At 67.4% G+C, this 20,269-nt stretch carries 29 protein-coding genes; 9 read left to right on the forward strand and 20 right to left on the reverse strand.

The window, feature by feature from the left end:
- A partial coding sequence (locus MKK58_RS01120) for a metallophosphoesterase family protein (RefSeq protein ID WP_243910373.1) occupies positions 1-542 on the forward strand: 542 nt, incomplete at its 5' end.
- Here the strand turns inward: MKK58_RS01120 and MKK58_RS01125 are convergent.
- The 10 genes from MKK58_RS01125 to MKK58_RS01170 form a co-directional block, all read right to left on the reverse strand.
- On the reverse strand, positions 539-952 hold the full coding sequence (locus MKK58_RS01125) for a hypothetical protein (RefSeq protein ID WP_243910374.1): 414 nt from the start codon (positions 950-952) through the stop codon (positions 539-541). The genes MKK58_RS01120 and MKK58_RS01125 overlap by 4 nt on opposite strands.
- 2 nt (positions 953-954) lie before the next feature.
- Positions 955-1,515: a hypothetical protein gene (locus MKK58_RS01130; protein ID WP_243910375.1), complete on the reverse strand. Its 561-nt coding sequence runs from the start codon at positions 1,513-1,515 to the stop codon at positions 955-957.
- A 53-nt stretch (positions 1,516-1,568) separates the two neighbouring features.
- Positions 1,569-2,114, reverse strand: coding sequence for a hypothetical protein (locus MKK58_RS01135; RefSeq protein ID WP_243910376.1), 546 nt, complete (start codon positions 2,112-2,114; stop codon positions 1,569-1,571).
- Between the two features lie 244 nt (positions 2,115-2,358).
- Positions 2,359-2,553 (reverse strand): hypothetical protein, encoded by a 195-nt coding sequence (locus MKK58_RS01140; RefSeq protein WP_243910377.1) that lies wholly within the window; start codon positions 2,551-2,553, stop codon positions 2,359-2,361.
- A complete protein-coding gene (locus MKK58_RS01145) occupies positions 2,553-2,987 on the reverse strand; it encodes a hypothetical protein (RefSeq protein WP_243910378.1) in 435 nt (144 codons plus the stop codon). Before MKK58_RS01145 ends, MKK58_RS01140 begins: the two co-directional genes overlap by 1 nt.
- Before the next feature lie 67 nt (positions 2,988-3,054).
- Positions 3,055-3,816: a hypothetical protein gene (locus MKK58_RS01150; protein ID WP_243910379.1), complete on the reverse strand. Its 762-nt coding sequence runs from the start codon at positions 3,814-3,816 to the stop codon at positions 3,055-3,057.
- Positions 3,817-3,889: 73 nt separating this feature from the next.
- Entirely contained in the window at positions 3,890-4,114 is a 225-nt protein-coding gene (locus tag MKK58_RS01155) for a hypothetical protein (protein ID WP_243910380.1), read from the reverse strand.
- Positions 4,115-4,116: 2 nt separating this feature from the next.
- On the reverse strand, positions 4,117-4,398 hold the full coding sequence (locus MKK58_RS01160) for a hypothetical protein (RefSeq protein WP_243910381.1): 282 nt from the start codon (positions 4,396-4,398) through the stop codon (positions 4,117-4,119).
- Positions 4,395-4,796: a hypothetical protein gene (locus MKK58_RS01165; protein WP_243910382.1), complete on the reverse strand. Its 402-nt coding sequence runs from the start codon at positions 4,794-4,796 to the stop codon at positions 4,395-4,397. Before MKK58_RS01165 ends, MKK58_RS01160 begins: the two co-directional genes overlap by 4 nt.
- Positions 4,793-5,029 (reverse strand): hypothetical protein, encoded by a 237-nt coding sequence (locus MKK58_RS01170; protein WP_243910383.1) that lies wholly within the window; start codon positions 5,027-5,029, stop codon positions 4,793-4,795. Before MKK58_RS01170 ends, MKK58_RS01165 begins: the two co-directional genes overlap by 4 nt.
- Positions 5,030-5,295: 266 nt before the next feature.
- Here MKK58_RS01170 and MKK58_RS01175 point away from each other — a divergent pair, with 266 nt between their 5' ends.
- The 3 genes from MKK58_RS01175 to MKK58_RS01185 all read left to right on the forward strand — a co-directional run bounded on the left by MKK58_RS01175 (position 5,296) and on the right by MKK58_RS01185 (position 7,724).
- Positions 5,296-6,225, forward strand: a complete 930-nt coding sequence (locus tag MKK58_RS01175; protein ID WP_243910384.1) for a hypothetical protein — start codon at positions 5,296-5,298, stop codon at positions 6,223-6,225.
- 65 nt (positions 6,226-6,290) lie between these two features.
- A protein-coding gene (locus MKK58_RS01180) for an IS5 family transposase (RefSeq protein WP_238508326.1) occupies positions 6,291-7,060 on the forward strand; the annotation gives its coding sequence in 2 pieces (ribosomal slippage) (positions 6,291-6,606 and positions 6,606-7,060; 771 coding nt in all).
- 70 nt (positions 7,061-7,130) lie between these two features.
- A complete protein-coding gene (locus tag MKK58_RS01185) occupies positions 7,131-7,724 on the forward strand; it encodes a hypothetical protein (protein ID WP_243910385.1) in 594 nt (197 codons plus the stop codon).
- Positions 7,725-7,923: 199 nt separating this feature from the next.
- Here MKK58_RS01185 and MKK58_RS01190 read toward each other — a convergent pair whose 3' ends face one another.
- Both MKK58_RS01190 and MKK58_RS01195 read right to left on the reverse strand, forming a co-directional pair.
- Complete coding sequence (locus MKK58_RS01190) at positions 7,924-8,232, reverse strand: hypothetical protein (RefSeq protein WP_243910386.1); 309 nt, start codon at positions 8,230-8,232, stop codon at positions 7,924-7,926.
- A 203-nt stretch (positions 8,233-8,435) separates the two neighbouring features.
- Entirely contained in the window at positions 8,436-8,834 is a 399-nt protein-coding gene (locus MKK58_RS01195; RefSeq protein ID WP_243910387.1) for a hypothetical protein, read from the reverse strand.
- A 508-nt stretch (positions 8,835-9,342) separates the two neighbouring features.
- Here MKK58_RS01195 and MKK58_RS01200 point away from each other — a divergent pair.
- Positions 9,343-9,546 (forward strand): CsbD family protein, encoded by a 204-nt coding sequence (locus tag MKK58_RS01200; protein WP_147709627.1) that lies wholly within the window; start codon positions 9,343-9,345, stop codon positions 9,544-9,546.
- 47 nt (positions 9,547-9,593) lie between these two features.
- Here MKK58_RS01200 and MKK58_RS01205 read toward each other — a convergent pair whose 3' ends face one another.
- The 5 genes from MKK58_RS01205 to MKK58_RS01230 all read right to left on the reverse strand — a co-directional run bounded on the left by MKK58_RS01205 (position 9,594) and on the right by MKK58_RS01230 (position 14,326).
- Entirely contained in the window at positions 9,594-9,968 is a 375-nt protein-coding gene (locus MKK58_RS01205; protein ID WP_243910388.1) for a response regulator, read from the reverse strand.
- Between the two features lie 191 nt (positions 9,969-10,159).
- Positions 10,160-10,765: an SOUL family heme-binding protein gene (locus MKK58_RS01210; protein WP_243910389.1), complete on the reverse strand. Its 606-nt coding sequence runs from the start codon at positions 10,763-10,765 to the stop codon at positions 10,160-10,162.
- Positions 10,766-11,525: 760 nt separating this feature from the next.
- On the reverse strand, positions 11,526-12,008 hold the full coding sequence (locus MKK58_RS01220) for an Hsp20 family protein (protein ID WP_243910391.1): 483 nt from the start codon (positions 12,006-12,008) through the stop codon (positions 11,526-11,528).
- 204 nt (positions 12,009-12,212) lie between these two features.
- Positions 12,213-13,610, reverse strand: a complete 1,398-nt coding sequence (locus tag MKK58_RS01225) for an ATP-binding protein (protein WP_243910392.1) — start codon at positions 13,608-13,610, stop codon at positions 12,213-12,215.
- Entirely contained in the window at positions 13,607-14,326 is a 720-nt protein-coding gene (locus tag MKK58_RS01230) for a response regulator (protein ID WP_243910393.1), read from the reverse strand. Before MKK58_RS01230 ends, MKK58_RS01225 begins: the two co-directional genes overlap by 4 nt.
- A 188-nt stretch (positions 14,327-14,514) precedes the next feature.
- On the opposite strand from MKK58_RS01230, the gene MKK58_RS01235 reads away from it, so the two are divergent.
- Both MKK58_RS01235 and MKK58_RS01240 read left to right on the forward strand, forming a co-directional pair.
- Complete coding sequence (locus tag MKK58_RS01235; protein ID WP_243910394.1) at positions 14,515-14,859, forward strand: GCG_CRPN prefix-to-repeats domain-containing protein; 345 nt, start codon at positions 14,515-14,517, stop codon at positions 14,857-14,859.
- An 80-nt stretch (positions 14,860-14,939) separates the two neighbouring features.
- Positions 14,940-15,344 carry an EF-hand domain-containing protein gene (locus MKK58_RS01240; protein WP_243910395.1) on the forward strand — a complete coding sequence of 135 codons (405 nt, stop codon included), beginning with the start codon at positions 14,940-14,942 and terminating at the stop codon, positions 15,342-15,344.
- Positions 15,345-15,403: 59 nt separating this feature from the next.
- On the opposite strand, the gene MKK58_RS01245 is transcribed toward MKK58_RS01240, so the two are convergent.
- Positions 15,404-15,571: a hypothetical protein gene (locus MKK58_RS01245; RefSeq protein ID WP_243910396.1), complete on the reverse strand. Its 168-nt coding sequence runs from the start codon at positions 15,569-15,571 to the stop codon at positions 15,404-15,406.
- On the opposite strand from MKK58_RS01245, the gene MKK58_RS27050 reads away from it, so the two are divergent.
- The gene (locus MKK58_RS27050) at positions 15,494-15,700 is read left to right on the forward strand and encodes a GCG_CRPN prefix-to-repeats domain-containing protein (RefSeq protein ID WP_409565160.1); all 207 of its coding nucleotides are present in this window, start codon (positions 15,494-15,496) and stop codon (positions 15,698-15,700) included. The genes MKK58_RS01245 and MKK58_RS27050 overlap by 78 nt on opposite strands.
- A 512-nt stretch (positions 15,701-16,212) precedes the next feature.
- Here MKK58_RS27050 and MKK58_RS01250 read toward each other — a convergent pair.
- Positions 16,213-19,359: a PAS domain S-box protein gene (locus MKK58_RS01250; RefSeq protein ID WP_409565159.1), complete on the reverse strand. Its 3,147-nt coding sequence runs from the start codon at positions 19,357-19,359 to the stop codon at positions 16,213-16,215.
- Between MKK58_RS01250 and MKK58_RS01255 the strand changes: the two genes are divergently transcribed.
- Positions 19,243-19,482 carry a hypothetical protein gene (locus MKK58_RS01255; protein ID WP_243910397.1) on the forward strand — a complete coding sequence of 80 codons (240 nt, stop codon included), beginning with the start codon at positions 19,243-19,245 and terminating at the stop codon, positions 19,480-19,482. The two genes, MKK58_RS01250 and MKK58_RS01255, sit on opposite strands and share 117 nt — an antisense overlap.
- A gap of 359 nt (positions 19,483-19,841) precedes the next feature.
- Here MKK58_RS01255 and MKK58_RS01260 read toward each other — a convergent pair whose 3' ends face one another.
- Positions 19,842-20,075 (reverse strand): hypothetical protein, encoded by a 234-nt coding sequence (locus MKK58_RS01260; RefSeq protein ID WP_243910398.1) that lies wholly within the window; start codon positions 20,073-20,075, stop codon positions 19,842-19,844.
- Positions 20,076-20,269: the final 194 nt, after the last annotated feature.

Consider the following 20,269-nt stretch of genomic DNA (forward strand, 5'->3'; position numbering starts at 1 on the left):
CCGCCGACCATCACTTCGGGCACGGCGGGGTGCTCAAGATGATGTCCCGCCCGTTCGCCTCCATCGAGGAGCACGACGAGTTCCTCGTCGACGCCTGGAACTCCACCGTCGGCCCCCGCGACGAGGTCTGGCACCTCGGCGACTTCGCCATGGGGGCGAGCCCAGAGCGGTGCGCCTCGATCTTCCGCCGGCTGCGCGGCCGCAAGATCCTCGTCAGGGGCAACCACGACAAGAAGCGGGTCACCGACCTGCCGTGGCACTCCCGGCATGACTTCGCGACGCCGAAGCTCAACGGCCGCCGGTGGGTGTTCTCGCACTACCCGATGAGGGCCTGGCCCGGCGCGTTCCGGGGCTCGCGGCATTGCTTCGGGCACACCCACGGCCTGTTGCCGGACACCAGCCGCTCGTGCGACGTCGGCGTGGATCGGTGGTCCTACAGGCCGGCGAGCCTCGACGAGGTCCTGGAGCGGCAGGACGCGACGCCCACCGTCCCCGAGGAGCTCGCCCTCGGGGCGGAGATGGACGCCGAGGCCGAGGACTAGGCGCCATCACGCTGCAGCCAGGCGAGGTCGGCCTTGCTGTAGCATCCGGCCTCGATGCGGGCGGCGCGGCGTTCTGCGCGCGTCGTCGGGGAATCGCCGTCGTCGGCCTCGTAGGCCCAGTAAAGCTCCTCGACGTGGGGTAAGGCGTGGGGACCGCAGAGGTGCAGCAGCATCGAAGCGCCCTCGTAGATCTCATGCCGCACCTCGTCGTTGAGCCTGGCCGAGAACACGCGGTGGATCACCCACTCCGGACGCGCGAGGTAATCCTCGTCGATGCCGTAGATCTCGGCGTATCGCGCCTCCTCGGGGTTCCCGGCTGCGACCTCCGCGATCCAGGCCGTCACCGACAGGATCGCGACCTCGGGGATCTCGTCGGCGTCGTAGCCGTCGGCTTCGGAACCGGTGGCCATCGTCAGGTCCGCTCGTACCAGTCGAGGATGGCCGCCATGGCTGCGGTACTATTGAACAACTCGCGGTTCGCCGGCATCGCGAACTCCCACCGCGACTGTGCCTGCCCGTCGGCGTCCTTCTTGTAGAGTCCGGCGTATCCGTCGGCGAGGTCATCCGCCTCGGTTCTGGTCTCGACGCCGACGGCGCTGACCATCACGGCTCCGCCGTTCGGAAAGGCCGCAGCCAGCTTGGCACTGTCGTCGCCCTTGATCGGCCTGAAGTCAAAGCCCTCAGGCTTGCGGGCGTCGGGCCAGATCCCGATGATGATGTGGGAAGCATCGAAGAGGTCCCGGAGGTAATCTGCCTGCCCGGCAGCGTCCAGGATGTCGAGCTTCAGCGAGTTCCTGCCGGCGTGCCCGAGCATCGCGTTGATGAACTCGCCCTTGCCGCGTGGCTTGAAACCGGTCTTCCCGGCCACGAGGTGGTCCGCCACGCCGATGTACCGAGCCCAGTCGGTCTTGCCGGCAGCGGCCTTGTTGGGGGCCTTGCCGGGGTTCTGCTTCTTCCACTTGCTCTCGCTCATGACGCTACTCTCTACTCTACTGACGGTGGATGAATTCGTGGGGGTGGGAAGGTCTAGACCGCGCTGTCGCGCGATGCCTCGAACCGGCCGTAGTAGTGGTCGAGCACCTTGAGTTCGGGGTGCTTCTGATACCACTCGGCCTTGGGGCGGCGGCGGATGCGGGCCGCCTCGATCATGCCGCTTGGGGTGAGCCACCGGGCAAGGCGCTGGACGCCGTCGGTGCCGTCGGTCTGCACCATCTTCAGGTACTCCCGGAACTTCACGTCGCTTTCTTGGTCACCGAACGCGAGCCGGAACCCGGTGTGGGTCCAATCGTCTCCGACGATGAGTGCCCCGATCCCGGGGATGAGGTTGCGGCGCGGGTCAGTCATGCTGCCCTTGACCACCATCGGCGTGGTCTCGATGGTGCCGGGCTTCCCAACCAAGTTGAGTAGGCAGCCCACCTCCGAGACGATCTCGACGAGGCGAAGGGCCTGCTTCTCTGGCTGGTCGGGCCAGGGCACGGTCATGGACTTGGCATGAACGACGCCGTTCAGGAGCGCCCACTGCTCGAAGTCTTCGGGGTCGAGCTCGATGAGCTTATCGCCAGGAGTGGTCATGGGGTGTCTCTACGCAACGAAGGCCCGTGGCCCGATGCGGAGACGAAAACATGACAAGGCTATTGAGTCACCGAGATCGAGGCTCGATGATTAACGCGCCACTACCCTCTGTGGATAAGTGACAGGAATACTACCCACTCACGTTATACCCCGCCACCGTCATCAGATCCAGCTTTTCGCGTGTTTCAGCCTTCGCCACGCCAATACTTGGTTAACAGGTGGTTGGTGGTCCCGGACGGCTGCCTCACCGCCTCGGCCCCGTCAGCGCGGCCCGGGCGAGGTCCAGCGCCGCGTCGACGGCGGCCGCGCCCCTCGCCTCGATCATCACCATGCGGAATGCGGCCCGGCCGGTGACGCTGTCCCGGGCGCCCTCGGTCACCGCGACGCGCAGGCTTGCCTCCAGCGCGGCCGCCTTGGCGGGAAGGGTTCGCTTGGCCATCAGGCGGCGTCCTGCGCGCGGTCGTTGCCGGCGGTCCAGTCGGCGACGAGGAAGTCCATCGCCTCCTTGTGGCGAGGGTGGGCCTCCCCGACCTCGACGATGCGGTCCGCGAACGCGATGGTCATGGGCTGCAGGGCGAGGTCAGCCATGCGGCAGGCGTTGAGCCAGGCCGTGAAGTCCAGGTCGCTGAACAGACCCCAGTTGCCGGTCCTGATCGCCTCGCCGACGACGGCGGCCCGGCCGCGCGAGGGGCGCTCGATGGCGTAGCCGTTGTCGGCGAGTTGGACGACGATGTCCTTCGCCATGACGTGGCCCATGTCGGGCCCGAGATCCATGCCGAGCTTGCCGCAGCCGTGGGCGCGCCACAGGGCGCTGCGGATTATCTCCGAGATGTGGGTCTTGCCGGCGCCGAAGGTGAGGTCCTGCGTGTCCATGGTGGTCTCCTCGGGATGGGGGGAATCGATGGAGCGCCCCTGCCGCCGGGCGCGTCGACGGAGGGCGTCAGGCGGCCTTTCGCATCGGAAGGTTGAGCGGCGCGTAGTCGACGACGACGCTGGTGATGAGATGGCTGAACACCACGTCGACCACGACCGCCGTCGAGCCCGAGCCGCTGATGCGGAAGTCGGCTCTCACGACACCTCGTAGGGATCGGATCGCGTCGATCCGGACGTAGAGGTCCTCCTGCTGTTCCCGGGTAGGCCAGCGAGACAACTCGGCGCTGATCGTCAGTCGGCGGTGTCGGAGGTAGGCCAGGCAGGTCTCGGCGGCGTCCCCGAGGTTGCGCACCCAGGACGAGATGAGCTCGCTCGCTATGGATGGGGCAGCAGGCGGGCTCTGCAGGCCGTCCGTGCCGACCGGGATCTCCGCGATCTGCCCGACGGTCTCGGTCGCCTTAAGCACCGTCGCCCCGGCGATCTCGGAGCCTACCACCGGCGGCGGGTCGTAGGAGACCTTGTCGAGGGACCCGAACTCTGCGTGCCGCTGGGTCCGGGTGCTGCCGTCCGGCATGCGGTAGGTTACCTCAACGAGGCGACCGGTGGGGACGATCTTGCCGGCGAGGAGGTCCTTGAGCTTGCGCTCACCGGCCTCGTCGAGGACGACCACTCGGCCTGCCTGGGGCTTCCGGACGATGTCGAATCCGGCTTCCTCGATGTCTGCCATCAGGTTGCGAGATGCCAGGGCCGCAAGGCCCTTCCCGGCCTTTCCGCGCTCGTAGGCTATCCAGAGGGCGTCATGGATGATGTCGTTAGCCTCGCGCTGCATGGGACGCTCCTTCATGTGTGGGGTTGCTCGGGGTCTCGTGGCCACTGTCGCCTGGCGCGTCGGCGGGGGGGGCTCAGGCGACGACGCGCAGGGCCGGAGCGGGCACCAGCTTGGCGTGCCAACCGGTGTCGTCTTCGTGGACCAGTGCCGCCTTCCATCGCACCGGGGTGTCTCGCAGGGTCATGAGGTCCCCCACGCTGGGTGCGGTGCCCTGCCCGAAGATCGTGATGCGGGCGCCGGGCTCGACTTCGACGAGCGCGTCGAGGGTGAAGGACTGCCCTTCGCGGTGGATGGCCATGGTCAGCGCCTCGGGTTGGCGGAGGGGAGCGTCGGCCTGCGCGTCGGCGGCTCGCCGTGGCTGACCGCGAGGCCCTCGGCGAGGTGCTCGACGGCGAGGCGGCTGGTCTGTGCCAGCATCCTGTCGACGCCGTCGGCGGTAAGCTGAAGGGCGTGCCGCAGATCCGGATCTCGGAGCTCGTCGATCCGGGCGTAGACCGCTTTCCGGACCGCGATCAGTCTCGCCTTGGACGAGGCGCCGTCGAGCCGGGCGAGGCCGGTGACGAATTCGGAGCGGACGCTCATGCGGCGATCCTCCGTTGACGCTTGGTCTCGGCCGCCTTGGCCGCGGTCGCGTACCGGTCGACCGGCGGCACGGTGACCCCGGCCTCGCGCAGGATTCGCATCACCACCCAGTACGTCTGGCCGGTCTCAACGCCGGTGTCGGCCACGGTCCCAGTCCGGCGGAAAGCCTCGACGACCGCGGCGTCCTCGACCGGGGTCGTCGAGCGGGCCTGGGAGTGTCGGGCGGGGGCACCGACGGCGACGCGGCGGAGGCGGCGACCCTCGCAGGCGAGCCGCACAAGCTGGTGCGGCTTGAGCCAATGCCAGCGCTCTTGAGCCGCCTCGGGTGAGCAGTAGTCCCAGACGTCGGCGACGACCGTCGGGCGGGGGCGGATATAGACGGCGAGGTCGACGCTCACGACAGCACCTCCGGCACATCCTCCTGGCTCTGACGGCGCAGGTAGACGCGTTCCTGATAGAGCCCGAGCGCCGCGGCGAACGGCGCACTGACCGAGCGCTTCCCGAGAAGGACGTCGCTGAGGTGCCGCGGCTTCAGGCCGTGCTGCTCCGCCCATGCCTTGGCGGTCGGTGCTTTCGCCACCGCGGCGCTCAACAACTCCCGCGCCTCCTTCTCAGTGTAGTGCGCCATCATCAGGTGTCCTCGTCCATCGAGACCGTCACGTCCGCCGATCTGCGGACATGGTACACCTATCCAGGGTTCCGCAACGGGTTTCGAGGCTATTGGCGTGAAATAAACCAAAGTTGACACGAGGGCGTTGGCACGGTTCTTGGCAAAAGATACCGAAGGGCAGTTAGGTACACATCCTTTTGCAGCGCACCATGCATTTGACTACTTTCTGAAACCTTGGCCCAGGCGGACAATCGGCTGGTCGGCGGATTTGCCGCTCGGAGGCACCCATGCTCACCCTGTTGCTCTTCTTCATCGCGGTCGGGGGCGTCGTCCTCTCGGCCTATGCCGCGGCCCACCAGCCGATCCACGCCGAGGCGGCCCTGCCCGGCGCCGCCCTCGGCCTGACGTGGCGCCGGGCCAGAGAGGTCTCGACGCGGAACGGGCCGAGGGTGTTCTGGCTGGGCGACGGCGATCCCACCGCTTTCTCTCGCGCGTACCGCGTCGCCCGCGAGGAACTCCGGACCGCTGGGTTCTCCTGGGGCACCGCCCAGCCGAACAACGGCCAGCTACAGCCCGTGTGCTGGGAGGACCCGACCCTGCCGGGCATCGTCCTGACGACGGCGCTGGCCGACGCGGAGGAGGCGTTGGCGGCCGAGGATATCCGGCTAGCCGACGAGGCGGCGGCGGCGAAGAGGGATGCCGACCGGCTCGCCGGCTTCTATGCCACCGACAGCCGCACCGCCATCGAGGCCCTGCGGACGCACCTCGCCAAGCTGGACTGGGCCTGGTCGAAGAAGAAGCGCGAGCTCGCCGCCGCCGTCCTCGCCGAGCCGATGCAGTACGACGACGTGCCAACCATCCGTGCCGGCGAGACCGCCCGCCGACTGGTACGAGAAGTTGACGCCGCCATCGCCCGCGTCCTGGAGAGGATATCCAAGAACCCCTCCCAGGACTGGCTCACGCTCGCCCAAGACCCCGACGTGCGGGATGCCGTCCACGAAGGGACGCGCATCCTCTCCGGCCGCGACGACGACATGGCATCGGTGCGCAACGATTCGGGCTGGGGGAAATCCCACTCGTCAGCCGGTCACGTCCTCGCGGCCGAGGAGAGCCTCAGCGTCATCCAGGCGAGCCAGGCCCTCGCCGCCGTGCACCGGCACAGGCGGCAGCTTCCAGACGACCTGCGGCTGCGGATCTTCGGAGCCGCGCACTTCTAGGGTCTGTCGTCGCCTGAACGGATTGGTTTGGCTTTCGTTTTCGTCTCTCTGATGCAGGAGGGACGATGCTGAGCGACGCGCAGTGGTCTGAACTGGAGCCCCTGGTGGAGGCCTGCCGGCCCAAGGCCAAGACGCCCCCACAGGATCTTCGGCGCACGCTCTCAGCCATCCTCTGGCGGCATCAGAACGGGGCCAAGTGGCGGGCTATTCCGGAGGATCTGGGTCCCTGGTGGCGCGCTGCGCAGATCTTCATCCGCTGGTCCCGTGCCGGCGTCTGGGAGCGACTGCTTGGCCTCGTGCAGGAGCGGGGCGTCCAACTCGGGATGGTGTTCCTGGACGGCACGAACATGCGAGCGCACCAAAAGGCGGCGGGAGCTGCCAAAAGGGGGGATCTGGGCCCGAGCGAGATGCTCGTGAAGCTCTTGGCCGCTCACGTGGCGGCTATGGCACCAAGGCTTGCGTGATCGCGGATGGACGGGGTCGCGCCATCGCCTTCCGGCTGGCGCCCGGTCAGGCCCATGAACTGCCCCATGCGGTTCCGCTGCTCGACCAGCTTCCGGGTGTGCCCAAGTGGGTCGTCGGGGACCGGGGCTACACCAGCCACGCCTTTCGTGAGCACATCTGGGACATGGGCGCGCGGCCCGCGATCCCGCCTCAGCGCCACGAAGCACCCGTCGCCTGCCCGGACTGGATCTACAACAACCGCAACCAGGTCGAGCGCCTCTGGGCCAGGCTCAAGGAGTGGCGCGCCATCGCCACACGCTACGAGAAGACGACCGTCAGCTTCATGGGCGTCCTCTGTCTTGCCGCGGCCCTCGATTGGCTCAAGCGATGACAGACCCTAGTCCTTCTGGTTTTCGTCGCCACCGGCACAATCCAACCACCACCCCACACAGGAGCACACCATGCGCCGTACCATCGCCCTCTTCGCCGCCGTCATGCGGCTCACCCTGGCCGCCATGGCCGCCGCCCCGAAACTGGTTTGGGAGGGGGGCAAGTGGATCGCCCGCTCCTTTGCCCCGCCGGCGCAGGCCGCCCAGGCCGAGTCCGCTCTCATGGCCGAGGTCGAGGACCTCGTCGCCGAGACCGAGACGAAGGCGGCCCTCACCGCCGCCGGCGTCCACAGGGCCGACGTACCGGCCGATTTCCACGCCGACCTCGGCAGGGCTGCGATCCAGTTCCTGGCCGATGCGGAACACGAGGACCCGAGCCTGGCCGCGATGCTGGACGAGGAGGCCAAGGAGTACCTCATCAACCTCCCGCGCGACCGGCAGTCCCTGCTCGTCAACTACCGACCCGCCCAGATCGGGCGTCACCTGACGCGGGAAGCGGCTCTCATCAACATGCCGAGGGTCCCGACTTTCAAGGAGTACCGTCAGGCCCTCTACGACCGGATGGAGGCAGAGGGCCTGCGCCCCGATCCGCGCATCGTCCAATCGATCCGCAAGGCCGACGTCGACGAGACGCCCGAGGACGGCGTCCGGTACGGGATGCGCTGACCCCGGACACCGTCCGCCCCGCCCGGACGCCGTCCACCCCTGAGACCAGAAAGGCCCGCCCAGGGTGTCCCGGGCGGGCCTTTTTCTGGTCTGCGCACCACCTGCGACATGGCGCCTCACCATGTCGATTTCGGGTAGATACTTTCCCTGTGCGCACACGAAAGCATGACGAAAGCACGCCATGTGCGCACGTCAGCACTCAGGCGGCGAGGCGTGCCAGCAACCGCGCCCGGTTGAGGAGATCCCGGCGCTGAGCGTCCCGCTCCCGGAGGGCGGCCTCGCGACGGACGGCATCGCGGTCAGCCTCGGCCCGAGCGAGCTTGAGGCGGGCGGCTTGAAGGCGGGCCGAGGCGGCCTGGTAGACGGCAGCCTGCGCGGCGTCGGCCTGGAAAGCCGCGTTCGTGTCGGCCCATGCCCGGGCTGCGACGCCGGCGAAGCCCAGGGCTAGGCTCTCAGCCCTGTGGGCGAAGCGGGAGGCGTCGGGGAAGCTATTGTAGCTTTGGGTCATCTTGGCCTCCCTCGATCGTCGCCTGCTGCCCCTTAGAGATCGCAGCTCTGGCGCCCCTCCGAAAGAGTCCCCCGCAGTCTGCGTGGGATCGCGGTTAACCAGTCCCTGGCCTCGGACGCCACAACAGAAGGGACGTCCCTGGATCAGGAAGCGCCCCGTTACACTGGTCGAATGAATCGGATTGTTGAAGGTACGCCGGGCGGCTAGTCGTGCTCGCACGGCAGCAGGCGGCCCTGCAGGGCGACTTTCGCAACGTCCTTCGGGAAGCCGCGCGCCTTCAGTTCGTTCATGGCGAGCCCGAGGATGGCCTTCGCGTCGAGGGTCAGGCCGTCCAGCTTCCGGTGCCTGACCACGTGGCCCCGGGCGTCGGCGGCCTTCAAGGCGTCGGCGAGGGCCCGGGCGATGATGCTGTCCACGAGGCGCGGATCGGGACGGCCCTCGGCCCTACGCTCGGCCCGCTCCGTCCGCTTGCGCTCGGCCTCGTCGCGGCGGGCCTTGGCTGCGGCGGCCGACGCGGATTCCGGCGTGGGGGGCGGCGCGAAATCGTCGTCGAGATCAAGGTCGTCGAGGATGTGCTGGACGGCGGCGTTGCAGAAGGTCATGACCGGTCTCCCTGATACAGGGATGATCCCGGGCGGCCAAGCTTACGACAATGCTGGACGGTGTCCGGCCGGACGGCGGCGGTAGGCCCTAGACATAAAATCACACTCGGCGTGGAAGTGATTTTTGAGGTGATTTGCGGATAGAGCCGACCGCTCATAACGGTCCGTCCAAACCATCGATCCTCTGGGCAGGACTCAGCTTTTTTTCGCTAGGGCACGAGAAACGTCCCGGAAATCGGCGTTCCAAAGGGACGGGAAACGCCGATTTGGCCCGGAGGCATCGTCATCACATCCGTGCCGCCGCCCCAAGCCCTGGTCCATGCCGGCTGCAGTCTCGTAAGTCCGACTGGGCATCCGAACCCGGAGCATAGGTTGCAAGCCCCGCGGAGACGGATACCCGGAGCCTGGACCTCCCATCTCGGGACCGTGACCGGCGGGTCGGAACGGTAAACGAACCGGGGCCGTTTCCAGGACCCGTGACCGCCCCGGTCGCGGATGGAGAACCGCCATGAGCAGCACCACCGACAAGATCAAGGGTCTCGCCAACGAGGCCGTCGGCAACGTGAAGCAGGGCATCGGCAACGTCACTGACAACGATAAGCTGAAGGCCGAGGGCAAGGCGCAGGAACTGAAGGGCGACGCCCAGAAGACGACCGGGGACGTGAAGGACGGCGCCAAGCACGTCGCCGATAAGGTCACCGGCAAGGCGTAAGTTATCCGCGCGGGGCGGTCCGGCCGCCCCGCATCATCAAGCCGGGCTCAATCGGCGTCGTCGATGGCGTCGAGGACCTGCGAGGCGCTGTAGGGTTTCGGAACGAACAGACCGTGTTCTGGGATCTCGTGATCGGCGAAACGCCGACGACCGGACGTCAGAATCAATCGGATGTCCGGCCAGGATTGGTGAACCTTCCCGGCAAAGGTCGCACCGCACATCGATCCGGGCATGTCGACGTCGGTGAAGAGCACGCCGATGTCCGAACGCTCATGCAGGATGAACCAGGCCTCGTCGGCATGGCGCGCTTCGATCACCGCGTAGCCGGCATCCTCCAACATTTCGACGGCGACGGTGCGCACGAGGTCATCGTCTTCAACTACGAGAATGGCCGATGATTCCGGGGCACGCTTCGCCGACATTGCTACCCAACCAAGCAAGGCGGTGTCGGTTGCCGGCTTCCTTTTCGATTGTCGAACTGTCGCGTGCGTAGCTCGTACCCGGGCGTCCGGCCATCAGGCTTCAGGGCAGGAAACCCCTGAGCCTGATGCAGGCCCTTCCAGGAAGGTAGCCGGTGGCCAATCCTGTTCCCGGGTCATGCCAGTCCACGGTCTCAAGGTATCGCGAGTCTCACGGCGACCTCGTTCCTGCGCAGGAAAGGGATCGCGAACGGCGGGTCATAGCCCATGAAGACGGCGGGAGCGCTGGCCTTCCGGCCGGCGATGGAAAGCACCTCGGTCAGGATACGCTCCTGTTCGGTTCGAGCCTCAGGCGTGATGGAGCCTGAAAAGCGAAGGGCGGCGATCTTCTCGGCCGGGACGCGGACAAGACGGACGCCTGGCTCGGTGGGCTCCGGGGCCCCGGCCTCGGCTACCTCGCGCGGAAGGAAGAACCGCATCGTTCCCCCCGAGCCCTGCTCGACCGGAACCGTCATCGCGATGCGTTGACCTCCGGTTTCCACGGGGGCGGTCATCGCGATGCGGTCGCCCCGCTGGTTCGCGCCGGTGATGTAACGGAAGAGCCGTCCGAACGCCTCGCCATCACCCTGTCCGCGCCCGTCGGTCTCGACGGCGAGGCGGGGCTCGTAGGCTCGAACCTCGACGCCACGGTCGAGACGCTCGACGACGGCGTACCGGGGCTGGTCGTAGAAGGTCCGAACGCCGAAGACCCCGAGGACGGACTCGATAAGGGTGACGAGATAGTAGAGGAACTTATCCATCGGGTAACACTCGGTGACGGGCAGATCGTGGAGCGACCGATTAGGGGCAATCGCCGCCTTGACCCGAGTTCGTAGAACGCACGACGGCCCGACGCCGCCGCCAAGCGGAACGTCGGGCCGTCCAGATCAATCTAGGACGCCAACGGCGTCAGGAAACGATGCCGACCGCTAGGCTGGAATGGCAGCGGCAAGCGAGGCATCCGGGGGCGTCTTCGGACGTGGCATCGCCATCGCCGGACACGGCGGCGGATCGTCGTCATCGTCGCGTCGTCCCGGGCGAACGTACCAGTGCAGGTCCGCGAGACGTCGTAGGCGTCTTTGCCTGGGCTGCCTCGGCGGGCCTGCGGACGTCACCGAACCGAACTTGGGAGCCGACTTGCGGTCGAGTTCGCCAAGCGCAGCAAGGACGACATCGACGGAGACAGGCTCGGCCCTGCTGCCTGTGAGGCAGCGCATGCTCGGCGCGTTCTCAAGGGCGCTCGCATCCGACGCCCAGGAGGCAAGGATTGCGCGTCTCTCCCCCATTGAGAGCCCAGGGTGGGTCAACACCTCCCTGGGGTGACGGAACACGTCGCCCGGGGCGACGAGCGCCTGCCAAGCCTCGAACGAGGCCGGGTGCGCGCCGGCTGGGTTCACGGCGCTGGTACGGGAACTGAAGCTCTCCATCATCGACATCGATCATCCCTCCTGAAGATGGGTTGGATGGGCGGTACCCTCCCTCGCCGGTACGCAAGGGAGGGCGTTCGACGGGTGGCGGAACTCAAGCCGCCTTGCGCTCGGTCTCGATCCGAGGCTGTGCGTTGTCCTGGCCGACGGCAGCCTGCGTCCCGCCGATGGGGATGCGCCTCGGCTTCAGGGCCTCCGGCACCTCGCGCTTGAGGTCCACGGTCAGCAATCCGTTCTCAAGGTTCGCGCCGACGACCTTCACATGGTCGGCCAAGTTGAAGGTCTGACGGAACGTCCGGGCGGCGATGCCGCGATGCAGGAGTTGGCGCTCACCCTCGGACGACTTCCTCTGGCCGGTGACCAGCAGGGTGTTGTCATGCTGGGTCAGGTCGATCTCGTCGGGCGCGAAGCCGGCGACGGCCATCGTGATCCTGTACGCGTCGTCCTCCACCCGCTCGATGTCGTAGGGTGGCCACGTCGCGGATGTCTCGGCCTGGGTGGCCTGATCCAGCAAGGAAAACAGGCGGTCGAAGCCGACGGTGGAACGGTAGAGAGGGGCGAAATCAAGGGTCCTCATGACCACATCCTCCTTGGAGCAACGTGATGACAAGGGTCGCCGGATGCCTGACCCGGCGCCCGCTCAGCGAGCCGCAAAACGGCCTCGCGCGCTCGAAACGCGGACATTGCATCCTGGTTCCAAAGAAATCCGCAGTTTTGAGATTGGCATCTTAGCCGGGGTAAGGGCGGATCCCTGAAGGCGTGCAACGGGCCAGAAATCCTCTCACGCGCCTCTCAATATCCCTCTGCCAGGGACCGCCCGGGCACTGCCGCCTTCCCTCGGGGCCGGCAAGGTCAACTCGGCCCTGAAACCTCCTTCCGCCCGATTGAACAGCCTGATGTCGCCTCCGTGCGCACGGATGGCCGAACGCGCGATGGCGAGGCCGAGGCCGACGCCCCCGGTCTCAATGCTGCGCGAATCCTCCAGGCGCGCGAATGGAGCGAACATCTCCTCGATCCGGTCCGGCGGTATGCCGGGACCGTCGTCGTCGACGGTGAGAACGATGTCGCCGTCACGGCGATCCAGGCCGATCCGGGCACACCCGCCATAGCGGACCGCATTCGCCACGAGGTTGTCGAACGCGCGGCGCAGGGCCATCGAGCGGCCGTGGAACGGAAGGGATGACGGAGCGGTCGCGGCAACGTCATGTCCGAGGACCCGGTGGTCGTCGGCGATTGTCCGAACCAGAGCGGCAAGGTCGAGGGGGCCGTCGTCCTGGGCGAGGGCATCGTCGCGCGCGAAGGCGAGCGTCGCCTCGACCATCTCGCGCATCTCCGAGATCGTGCGCACCATGGCGTCGCGCAGCTCCGCATCCTCCACCATCTCCGCCCGCAGCCAGAGCGAGGCGATGGGGGTGCGCAGGTCGTGGCTGATGGCGGCGAGCATGCGGGTGCGGTCCATGACGAAGGCCCGCGAACGAGCCTGCATCTCGTTGAAAGCCGCCGTCATAGTGCGAAGCTCGCTTGGTCCCCTCTCGGGCAAGGGCTCGACGGCGACGCCCCGACCGGCGCGTTCGGCGGTCGAGGCCAGTGCCTTCACCGGCCCCACGATGCCCTTCATGGCGATGCCGATGACGACCAGCACGGCGACGACGCTGGCGGCGATCTGGATCAGGCCGATGCGGACCCAGGGCGGCGTCGGGAGCGCCAGCGGCGCCTCGCCGTTGAGCCAGCGGCCGTCGTCGAGATGCACGGACACGCGCAGGACCTGCGGCTTGCCGGCAAGCCGGTCCGATGACGGTTCCTCCCCCTGCTCCCGTTCGACGAGAAGTAGACGGGCCTGGCTCGCACCGTCCCGCATGCGCCGGTCGAGCCGACGGGCAAGCCGGGTCTCGTCGTCGTCCATGGCGTTGTCCGGCACCAGGCTGGCCGTATCGATGGTGAACCGGTGGCGCGGGGAGCCGTAGGCCTCGACCACGCGCGGAACGGCCTCCGGGGGCACCGTATCGAGCAGGCGCACCAGCGTGGCGACGCGGTCGACGACCTGGGTCCGGGCGACCGCACGACCGATGAGCGAGGATTCCCGCGTGACCACCGCGAAGGCGACGGCCTGTGCGCCGACCACCGCGAGCACGAGGAGTAGCGCCAGCCGGCCGCCAAGCGAACCGGGTCCCAGCCTCACGCCACCGTCCTCACATCGGAGGCGAGGACGTAGCCGCCGCCCCAGACGGTCTTGATCAGTTGTGGCTGCGCCGGATCGCGTTCCAGCTTGCGCCGAAGCCGGCTGACCTGGTTGTCGATGCTCCGGTCGAACCCGTCGGCGGACCGGCCTTTGGTGAGGTCGAGGAGCTGGTCGCGCGAGAGGACGATGCGGGGGTGGTTGGTGAGTGCGCAGAGCAGGCGGAACTCGGCGGTGCTGAGGGCCACCGCGCCGCCCCCCGCATCGACGAGCTCGCGCCGGTCCGTGTCGAACACCCAGCGGTCGAAGGCGAGGCGGCTACCGTCGGTGATATCGCGGGGGCGGGGGAGCGCCCGGGCCCGGCGCAGGAGGTTCTTGACCCGGGCCAGGAGCTCGCGCGGGTCGAACGGCTTCACGACGTAGTCGTCCGCCCCGATCTCCAGGCCGACGATGCGGTCGGTCTGTTCCGCCAGGGCGGTCAGCAGGATGACCGGCGTGTCGAGGACCTCGCGGATGTGCCGGCAGAGCGAGAGCCCGTCCTCGCCGGGCATCATCACGTCGAGGATGACGAGGTCGATGGCCGAGCCTGATAGCACGGCACGGGCAGCGGCCGCCTCGGCGGCGACGCTGACCCTCAGGTCATGCCGCTTGAGGTAGGCCGCGAGCGGGTCGCGGATGTCGCGGTGGTCGTCGACCACCAGCACGTGGGCGTGGTCCATGGCTGCGTGTCCCATCCGCCGGTCGTACCCCGGCGCGATCTCCGTCTCTCGATGAAGTTGTCGCAATGTGTGTCGGGCCGCCCGGCTCCGCGACCGTCCGCGACACAATCGTGATGTGTCGACAAATCCCTGCGACAGGGCGCTGGCAATCTCCCCCCATCGCAATCACCCACCAGGGAGAACCTGCAATGACGGGTCTGAGGGACATCGCCTCTAACGGACTGAAGCGGCTGCTTCCGGCGGCGCTCCTGGCCGCGGGGCTGGCGGCACCGCTGGCTACGGCCGGAACGGCGGAAGCCCGCGACGGCTGCGGCCTCGGCTTCCACCGCGGGCTCTACGGCTTCTGCCGACCCAACCTCGGTCCGAGGGTCGTTTACGCCCCCTACGTCGTGCGGCCAGCCTTCTACGGCCCCCGCGTCTACGGTCCTCGCTTCTACGGCCCCCGTCGCATCGGTTGGGGTGGTCCGCGCTGGCACCGTTGGGGAGGCTACCGTCACGTGGGCTGGCGCGGTGGCTGGCACCATCGCTGGTGACCGGACCCAGCCGGCTTGAGGCCTCGGGATCGCGCTCTCCGGCGCGATCCCGCCCATCCCCCCATCACGGATGTCGTTCCATGGCACGGCGAACCCTCTGCCTCACCCTCACGGCCTGCCTCTCGGCGTCCGCCGCCCTCGCCCAGACGCCGCAACCGTCGGCACCGGCGCCGGCGACAGTCGATGCCAAGGCCGATGGCGTCGACCTGACGACCTTCCAGGCCCGGCATCGGACGCGCCTGATGAAGGCTGACGCGGATCATGACGGGCGTATCAGCGAGGCGGAGTGGACGGCCTGGTGGGCCGCCCATCCCGGGAAGGGGCCTGCCGATCCGGCGAAACGCTTCCGGCGCCTCGACGCGAACGGCGACGGGTACGTCACAGCCGAGGAGATCGACGCGATCACCGCCAAGCGCTTCGCACGTCTCGATGCGGATCACGATGGCCGCGTCACGCGGGCGGAACGGCCCTGCCGGTGCAAGTGAACGGTGGCGATGCTGGCTCATCCCACCACCATGACACGGCGACCGGAAAGCGTGTCCGGTCACCTCATCACAAAGGAATCCCCATGAAGCTCACCGGTCTCGTCGTCGCCGCCTCCGCGGCGCTGTTCGCCGTCGGTCAAGCGCAGGCCCTGCCGATTGCGCCCGGCCCGGCCGGTCTCGATGCGCCCATCGTACTGGCGCGCGGCGGATGCGGGTTCGGCGCCCATCGCGGCCCGTTCGGCGGATGCCGGCTCAACCGTGGCCCCCGGGGCGATATCAGGCGCGCCTTGACCGGCGCGCCCCGCGGATGCCCTCCGGGTCTCTACCGTGGACCTGGCGGTCGCTGCCGTCGCTGACCCAGGCGTCACGACTCGCCAATCGCATTCGCCAAGTCGGCCGGGGGGGCGACGTAATGTGTCCGACGTCCGCGCTGCCTGACAGGTATGATCCAAGGCCCGATGGTCCCGACCTCAGCCATTCCGATGATGGCGGGACCATCGCGAGCGTTAGACGTTAAACGAAGGTGCCGCCTTGACGGTCCAGCATGAAGGGGAATGAGACGAATGCAGTCGGACACTCCGCGCCCAGGTGACGATCCTCTTCCGCCTATCGGCGACCCGGCTCCCGAGCCCACCACGCCTGAGATCGATCCACCCGTCGAGCCCCCGGCTCCCCAGCCCCCCGGGCCCATCGAGGCTCGGCTGCGCTGAAATCGCTCCCCCAGTTGGTTCGCGCTTGAGTCGGCTTCGCTCTCGCCGGTGTTGCCCAGCCTCGAACTCGTTCCGTGGCCTGGGTCGAGCTCGATCAGCGGTGGTCGACCAGGCCGTGCGGTCTTCCGATCACGATCCGCACCCTATCATCGAGGCGGCTACGCCACGATGATGAGTTCCCGAACCCGGGAGGCAAGTTCGTCCATCGCGAAGGGTTTCGTGAGGACAGCCATGCCAGGTTCGAGATGGCCGTTCCCGACGACGGAGTTCTCGGCGTAGCCGGTGATGAACATCACCTTCAGGCCAGGACGGAGGATGCGTCCTGCATCGGCCATCTGGCGCCCGTTCATCCCGCCCGGCAGCCCGACGTCGGTGACCACGAGGTCGATGCGGGCATCCGAACGGAGGATCGTGAGGCCGGCGGCGCCGTCGCCGGCCTCGATGGCTGTGTAGCCGAGGCCCTCCAGGACCTCTGTCACCAGCATCCGCACGGTCGGCTCGTCGTCGACCACCAGCACGGTCTGGCCCTGGATGGCACGGGGCGCCGACGTCACGTCCGGCATCGGGTCGGTGACGTCGGTCGGCCCGTAATGGCGTGGGAGGTAGACGCACATCGTCGTCCCGACGCCGACCTCGGAATAGATCCGCACCTGACCGCCCGATTGGCGCACGAAGCCGTGGATCATCGACAGGCCGAGCCCGGTGCCCTGGCCAATGGGCTTGGTCGTGAAGAACGGCTCGAACACCTTCGCGGCGATTTCGGGCGTCATGCCGGTGCCGGTGTCGGTCACGCAGAGCGAAAGGTACTGCCCCGGTTCGAGGTCGCGTGCGCCGCCGACATGCCGGTCGATCCACTTGTTGGCGGTCTCGATGGTGATCCGCCCGCCATCCGGCATCGCGTCCCTGGCATTGATGCAAAGGTTGAGAAGCACATTCTCAAGCTGGCTCGGGTCTACCAGGGCCGACCACAACGCGGGCGTCCCGACGACCTCCAAGGCGATCTCGGGCCCGATGGTCCGCCTGATGAGTTCCTCCATACCGGCGATCAGACGGTTCACGTCCGTCGGCTTCGGATCCAGGGTCTGGCGGCGTGAGAACGCCAATAGCCGATGGGTGAGCGCGGCGGCCCGCCGGGAAGCCCCCTGGGCGGCGTTGACGTACTTGTCGACCTCCGAGATCCGGCCCTGGCTGATCCGGGTCTGAAGGAGTTCCAGGCTGCCCGAGATCCCGGTGAGAAGATTGTTGAAATCGTGCGCGATGCCGCCGGTGAGCTGACCGACCGCCTCCATCTTCTGGGACTGTCGCAGGGCTTCCTCGGCTTGGCTCAGCGCCTCGGCCTGGGCCTTCTCGGCGGTGATGTGCCGGCCGGTCGCGTAGATGACGTCTCCGACGGGAGTGGCGACCCAGGACAGCCAGCGATAATCCCCGTTCTTGTGCCGGTAGCGATTCTCGAACACCGGCAGGTCCTGTTCGGCCGCAAGGTGGAGCGCACCATCCGTCGGCCGTAGGTCGTCCGGGTGGATGAAGTCGAAGACGGTGGCGCCGACCATCTCCTCGGGTTGCCAGCCGAGGATCCGCATCGCCGCCGGGCTCACCGCGCGGAACACGCCCCTGGTGTCGATCACGCACATCAAGTCCTGCGAGGCGCCCCAGATCCGGTCGCGCTCACGGGTGCTTTCCTCGACGCGTTCCTCCAGCATGGCGTTGAGGGCCCGAAGGCGACGCTCGTCGCGCTTGCGCTCCGTCAGGTCGAGCATCGCTCCGATCATCCGCAGCGGCTCACCCCGCGGTCCTCGGACCATGAAACCGCGGTCGAAAACGTCGGCATACGTGCCGTCCGCACGACGGAAGCGATAGTCATGCGACCATTCGGAGTCGGTGCCGGCGATGGTCGCCCGGATGTCGCCCTCGACCCGAACCCTGTCGTCCGGATGGACATGGTCCAGCCACCACTCGCCGGTCGGCTCGACCGTCGAAAGGTCGTAGCCGTAGGTGGTGTGAAGAGCTTCGTTCCAGAGCACGTGGTTCGAGACGAGGTCCCAGTCCCAGATCGCGTCGTTCGTCGCCTGGGTGACGAGGCGATAGCGTTCCTCGGCGGCTCTGACCGCGAGCCCGGCCCGCTTCCGAGTGGTGACGTCACGGACCGTTCCGACGAAGCGAGCGGGCTTGCCGTCGCGGAACACGGCCTGACCGCGCGCGGCTAGCCATTTCTCTTCCCCGGTGTGCAGGTCGTGGATGCGATACTCGATGATGACGGGCTCGGGGGCGTCCCCATCGAACGCGGCTCGGACCGCGCGATCAGTCGGCTCCCTGTCGTCGGGATGGAGAGCCGGCAGGAAGGTGTCGGCGTAGCTGACCTCCTCGTCGGCCCCCGCCCCGAACAGCTCGCGCACCCGGTCGTCCCAGGTCAGGGTATCGGCCACCGGGTCGTAGTCGAAGATGCCGACCCCGGCTGCTCGCACTGCGAGCCTGAGGCGCTCCTCCGAGACCGCCAGGGCCCGCTTGATCTCCGCGGCGGCTTCCTCCGCCGTTCGCTGTTCGGTGCGGTCGCGCAGGATCTTGAGGTATCCGACGTGGCGCTCGTTGGCCTCGAACAGCGGCATCATCTCGCCGCGGGCGTAGAAGCGGGACCCGTCCTTGCGCATATGCCAGCGCTCGTCGTTGCCCGCACCCTTCACGCGCGCGACCGCCATCTCGCGCTCGGGAATCCCCTCCGCACGGTCCTCTTCTGTGAAGATGACCTCAGCGGATCGGCCATGCATCTCGGCGGTGGACCAGCCGAGGATATTGACGGCACCGGCATTCCACTCGGTGACGAGGCCGCAGAGATCCGTGGTGATGATCGCGTAGTCCGTGGCGCCGTCGAGGATCTGGCGATGCCGGCGAGCGGCCTCTTCCGCCTCCGATGCCATTCGCTCGCGCGCGGTCGAGATCCGCCGCAACTCCATCTGCGCCATGACCTGACGGGCGAGACGTTCGAGACCCTCGGCCTGGGCGGGGCTCAGGCCCTCGGGCCGAGGGGTCCCGTCGATGACGCACAGGGTTCCGAGAGCCTGACCGTCAGGCGTCTCCAACCGGGCGCCGGCGTAGAAGCGGATGTACGGTGAACCGTTGACGAGGGCGTTCCCCCGGGTGCGCTCGTCCTCTCGAAGATCCGGGATGACGAGGAGCCCGGGCCGACGGAGGGCATGGGCGCATACGGATTGATCGAGCGGCGTCTCGCAGGGATCGAAGCCGACCCTGGCTTTGAACCACTGACGATCGCCGGCGACGAAGCTGACGAGGGCGACCGAGGTATCGCACAACAGGCTGGCGAGATGGACGACGTCGTCGAACCCCTCTTCCGCCGGTGTGTCGAGGATCCCGTATCTTTCAAGCGCAGCGAGGCGAGCTTTTTCGTCGCCGGCGTCGTGATTCCCGTCCTGTGAAATGGTCCCGCACCCTCGTCCCGGCCGTATGTCGGCGCCTCGACCAGGGGCGATACGCGACCCTTGCCAAACGCCTCGTGCGAACGAGCGAGCAAGGCGAAGGTTGCGGTCCTTACGCCTTCCGGCGTCGACCGGGTGCCCCCCCTAAGAGCAGGTTGTGTCCCATTAACGAAGAGCCGCCGGATCACGCCATGGTCTCCCCGGTACGATGATCCGTATGGCCGACGGGACTATCCCGGCGTGGCACACGGGTTCTTCGGTATGGCCGCCGTGGTGGAGAGGGCGAGACAGACCAAGATCGCGGCCGCCGGGGCGGAGGTCCCTGAATCGGGACCTCCGGAAGCGTTATGCGCCTCGGATCACATGCCGCGGTTCATCATCCGCTTCTTCATCATGCGGCGCTTCATCATGTTCTTCCGCATCATGCGCTTCTTCATCATCATTCGCTCACCGCGGTCCATGCGGACCTGGGTGACGCCGCTCTCGGACTGAAGGCCGTTGACAGACATCGGGGCGGCGGTTGCCGAACCGGCCGCAAGGGCGATGCCGCCGAGGGCGGTCAAAGCGGTCAGGGCAAGGGTGAGCTTATTCATAGGAGATATCCTGTTCGGTTAAGGTCTTATCCAACCCACTCAGCAACAGAATAATTCAATCGTTGTTCCAGGTAATATTAGATTAATTATTCTTCGTGAGATGATTTGATCAATACTCATCGAACGCTGAAGCCACAACTTGCAGCGCGAGGACATTTTTTCGTCACGTATCGGTACGGGACTTGCCGTCGATA

Origin of the sequence: Methylobacterium sp. J-078 (assembly GCF_022829285.1) — a bacterium.
Classification (GTDB): domain Bacteria; phylum Pseudomonadota; class Alphaproteobacteria; order Rhizobiales; family Beijerinckiaceae; genus Methylobacterium.

Excerpts from the sequence above, each read along its gene's own strand:
- MKK58_RS01125 (WP_243910374.1), bottom strand. The coding sequence starts at position 952 with ATGGCCACCGGTTCCGAAGCCGACGGCTACGACGCCGACGAGATCCCC.
- MKK58_RS01130 (WP_243910375.1), bottom strand. The coding sequence starts at position 1,515 with ATGAGCGAGAGCAAGTGGAAGAAGCAGAACCCCGGCAAGGCCCCCAAC.
- MKK58_RS01135 (WP_243910376.1), bottom strand. The coding sequence starts at position 2,114 with ATGACCACTCCTGGCGATAAGCTCATCGAGCTCGACCCCGAAGACTTC.
- MKK58_RS01140 (WP_243910377.1), bottom strand. The coding sequence starts at position 2,553 with ATGGCCAAGCGAACCCTTCCCGCCAAGGCGGCCGCGCTGGAGGCAAGC.
- MKK58_RS01145 (WP_243910378.1), bottom strand. The coding sequence starts at position 2,987 with ATGGACACGCAGGACCTCACCTTCGGCGCCGGCAAGACCCACATCTCG.
- MKK58_RS01150 (WP_243910379.1), bottom strand. The coding sequence starts at position 3,816 with ATGCAGCGCGAGGCTAACGACATCATCCATGACGCCCTCTGGATAGCC.
- MKK58_RS01155 (WP_243910380.1), bottom strand. The coding sequence starts at position 4,114 with ATGGCCATCCACCGCGAAGGGCAGTCCTTCACCCTCGACGCGCTCGTC.
- MKK58_RS01160 (WP_243910381.1), bottom strand. The coding sequence starts at position 4,398 with ATGAGCGTCCGCTCCGAATTCGTCACCGGCCTCGCCCGGCTCGACGGC.
- MKK58_RS01170 (WP_243910383.1), bottom strand. The coding sequence starts at position 5,029 with ATGATGGCGCACTACACTGAGAAGGAGGCGCGGGAGTTGTTGAGCGCC.
- MKK58_RS01175 (WP_243910384.1), top strand. The coding sequence starts at position 5,296 with ATGCTCACCCTGTTGCTCTTCTTCATCGCGGTCGGGGGCGTCGTCCTC.
- MKK58_RS01185 (WP_243910385.1), top strand. The coding sequence starts at position 7,131 with ATGCGCCGTACCATCGCCCTCTTCGCCGCCGTCATGCGGCTCACCCTG.
- MKK58_RS01190 (WP_243910386.1), bottom strand. The coding sequence starts at position 8,232 with ATGACCCAAAGCTACAATAGCTTCCCCGACGCCTCCCGCTTCGCCCAC.
- MKK58_RS01195 (WP_243910387.1), bottom strand. The coding sequence starts at position 8,834 with ATGACCTTCTGCAACGCCGCCGTCCAGCACATCCTCGACGACCTTGAT.
- MKK58_RS01200 (WP_147709627.1), top strand. The coding sequence starts at position 9,343 with ATGAGCAGCACCACCGACAAGATCAAGGGTCTCGCCAACGAGGCCGTC.
- MKK58_RS01205 (WP_243910388.1), bottom strand. The coding sequence starts at position 9,968 with ATGTCGGCGAAGCGTGCCCCGGAATCATCGGCCATTCTCGTAGTTGAA.
- MKK58_RS01210 (WP_243910389.1), bottom strand. The coding sequence starts at position 10,765 with ATGGATAAGTTCCTCTACTATCTCGTCACCCTTATCGAGTCCGTCCTC.
- MKK58_RS01220 (WP_243910391.1), bottom strand. The coding sequence starts at position 12,008 with ATGAGGACCCTTGATTTCGCCCCTCTCTACCGTTCCACCGTCGGCTTC.
- MKK58_RS01230 (WP_243910393.1), bottom strand. The coding sequence starts at position 14,326 with ATGGACCACGCCCACGTGCTGGTGGTCGACGACCACCGCGACATCCGC.
- MKK58_RS01235 (WP_243910394.1), top strand. The coding sequence starts at position 14,515 with ATGACGGGTCTGAGGGACATCGCCTCTAACGGACTGAAGCGGCTGCTT.
- MKK58_RS01240 (WP_243910395.1), top strand. The coding sequence starts at position 14,940 with ATGGCACGGCGAACCCTCTGCCTCACCCTCACGGCCTGCCTCTCGGCG.
- MKK58_RS01245 (WP_243910396.1), bottom strand. The coding sequence starts at position 15,571 with ATGGGCGCCGAACCCGCATCCGCCGCGCGCCAGTACGATGGGCGCATC.
- MKK58_RS01255 (WP_243910397.1), top strand. The coding sequence starts at position 19,243 with ATGGGCGCATACGGATTGATCGAGCGGCGTCTCGCAGGGATCGAAGCC.
- MKK58_RS01260 (WP_243910398.1), bottom strand. The coding sequence starts at position 20,075 with ATGAATAAGCTCACCCTTGCCCTGACCGCTTTGACCGCCCTCGGCGGC.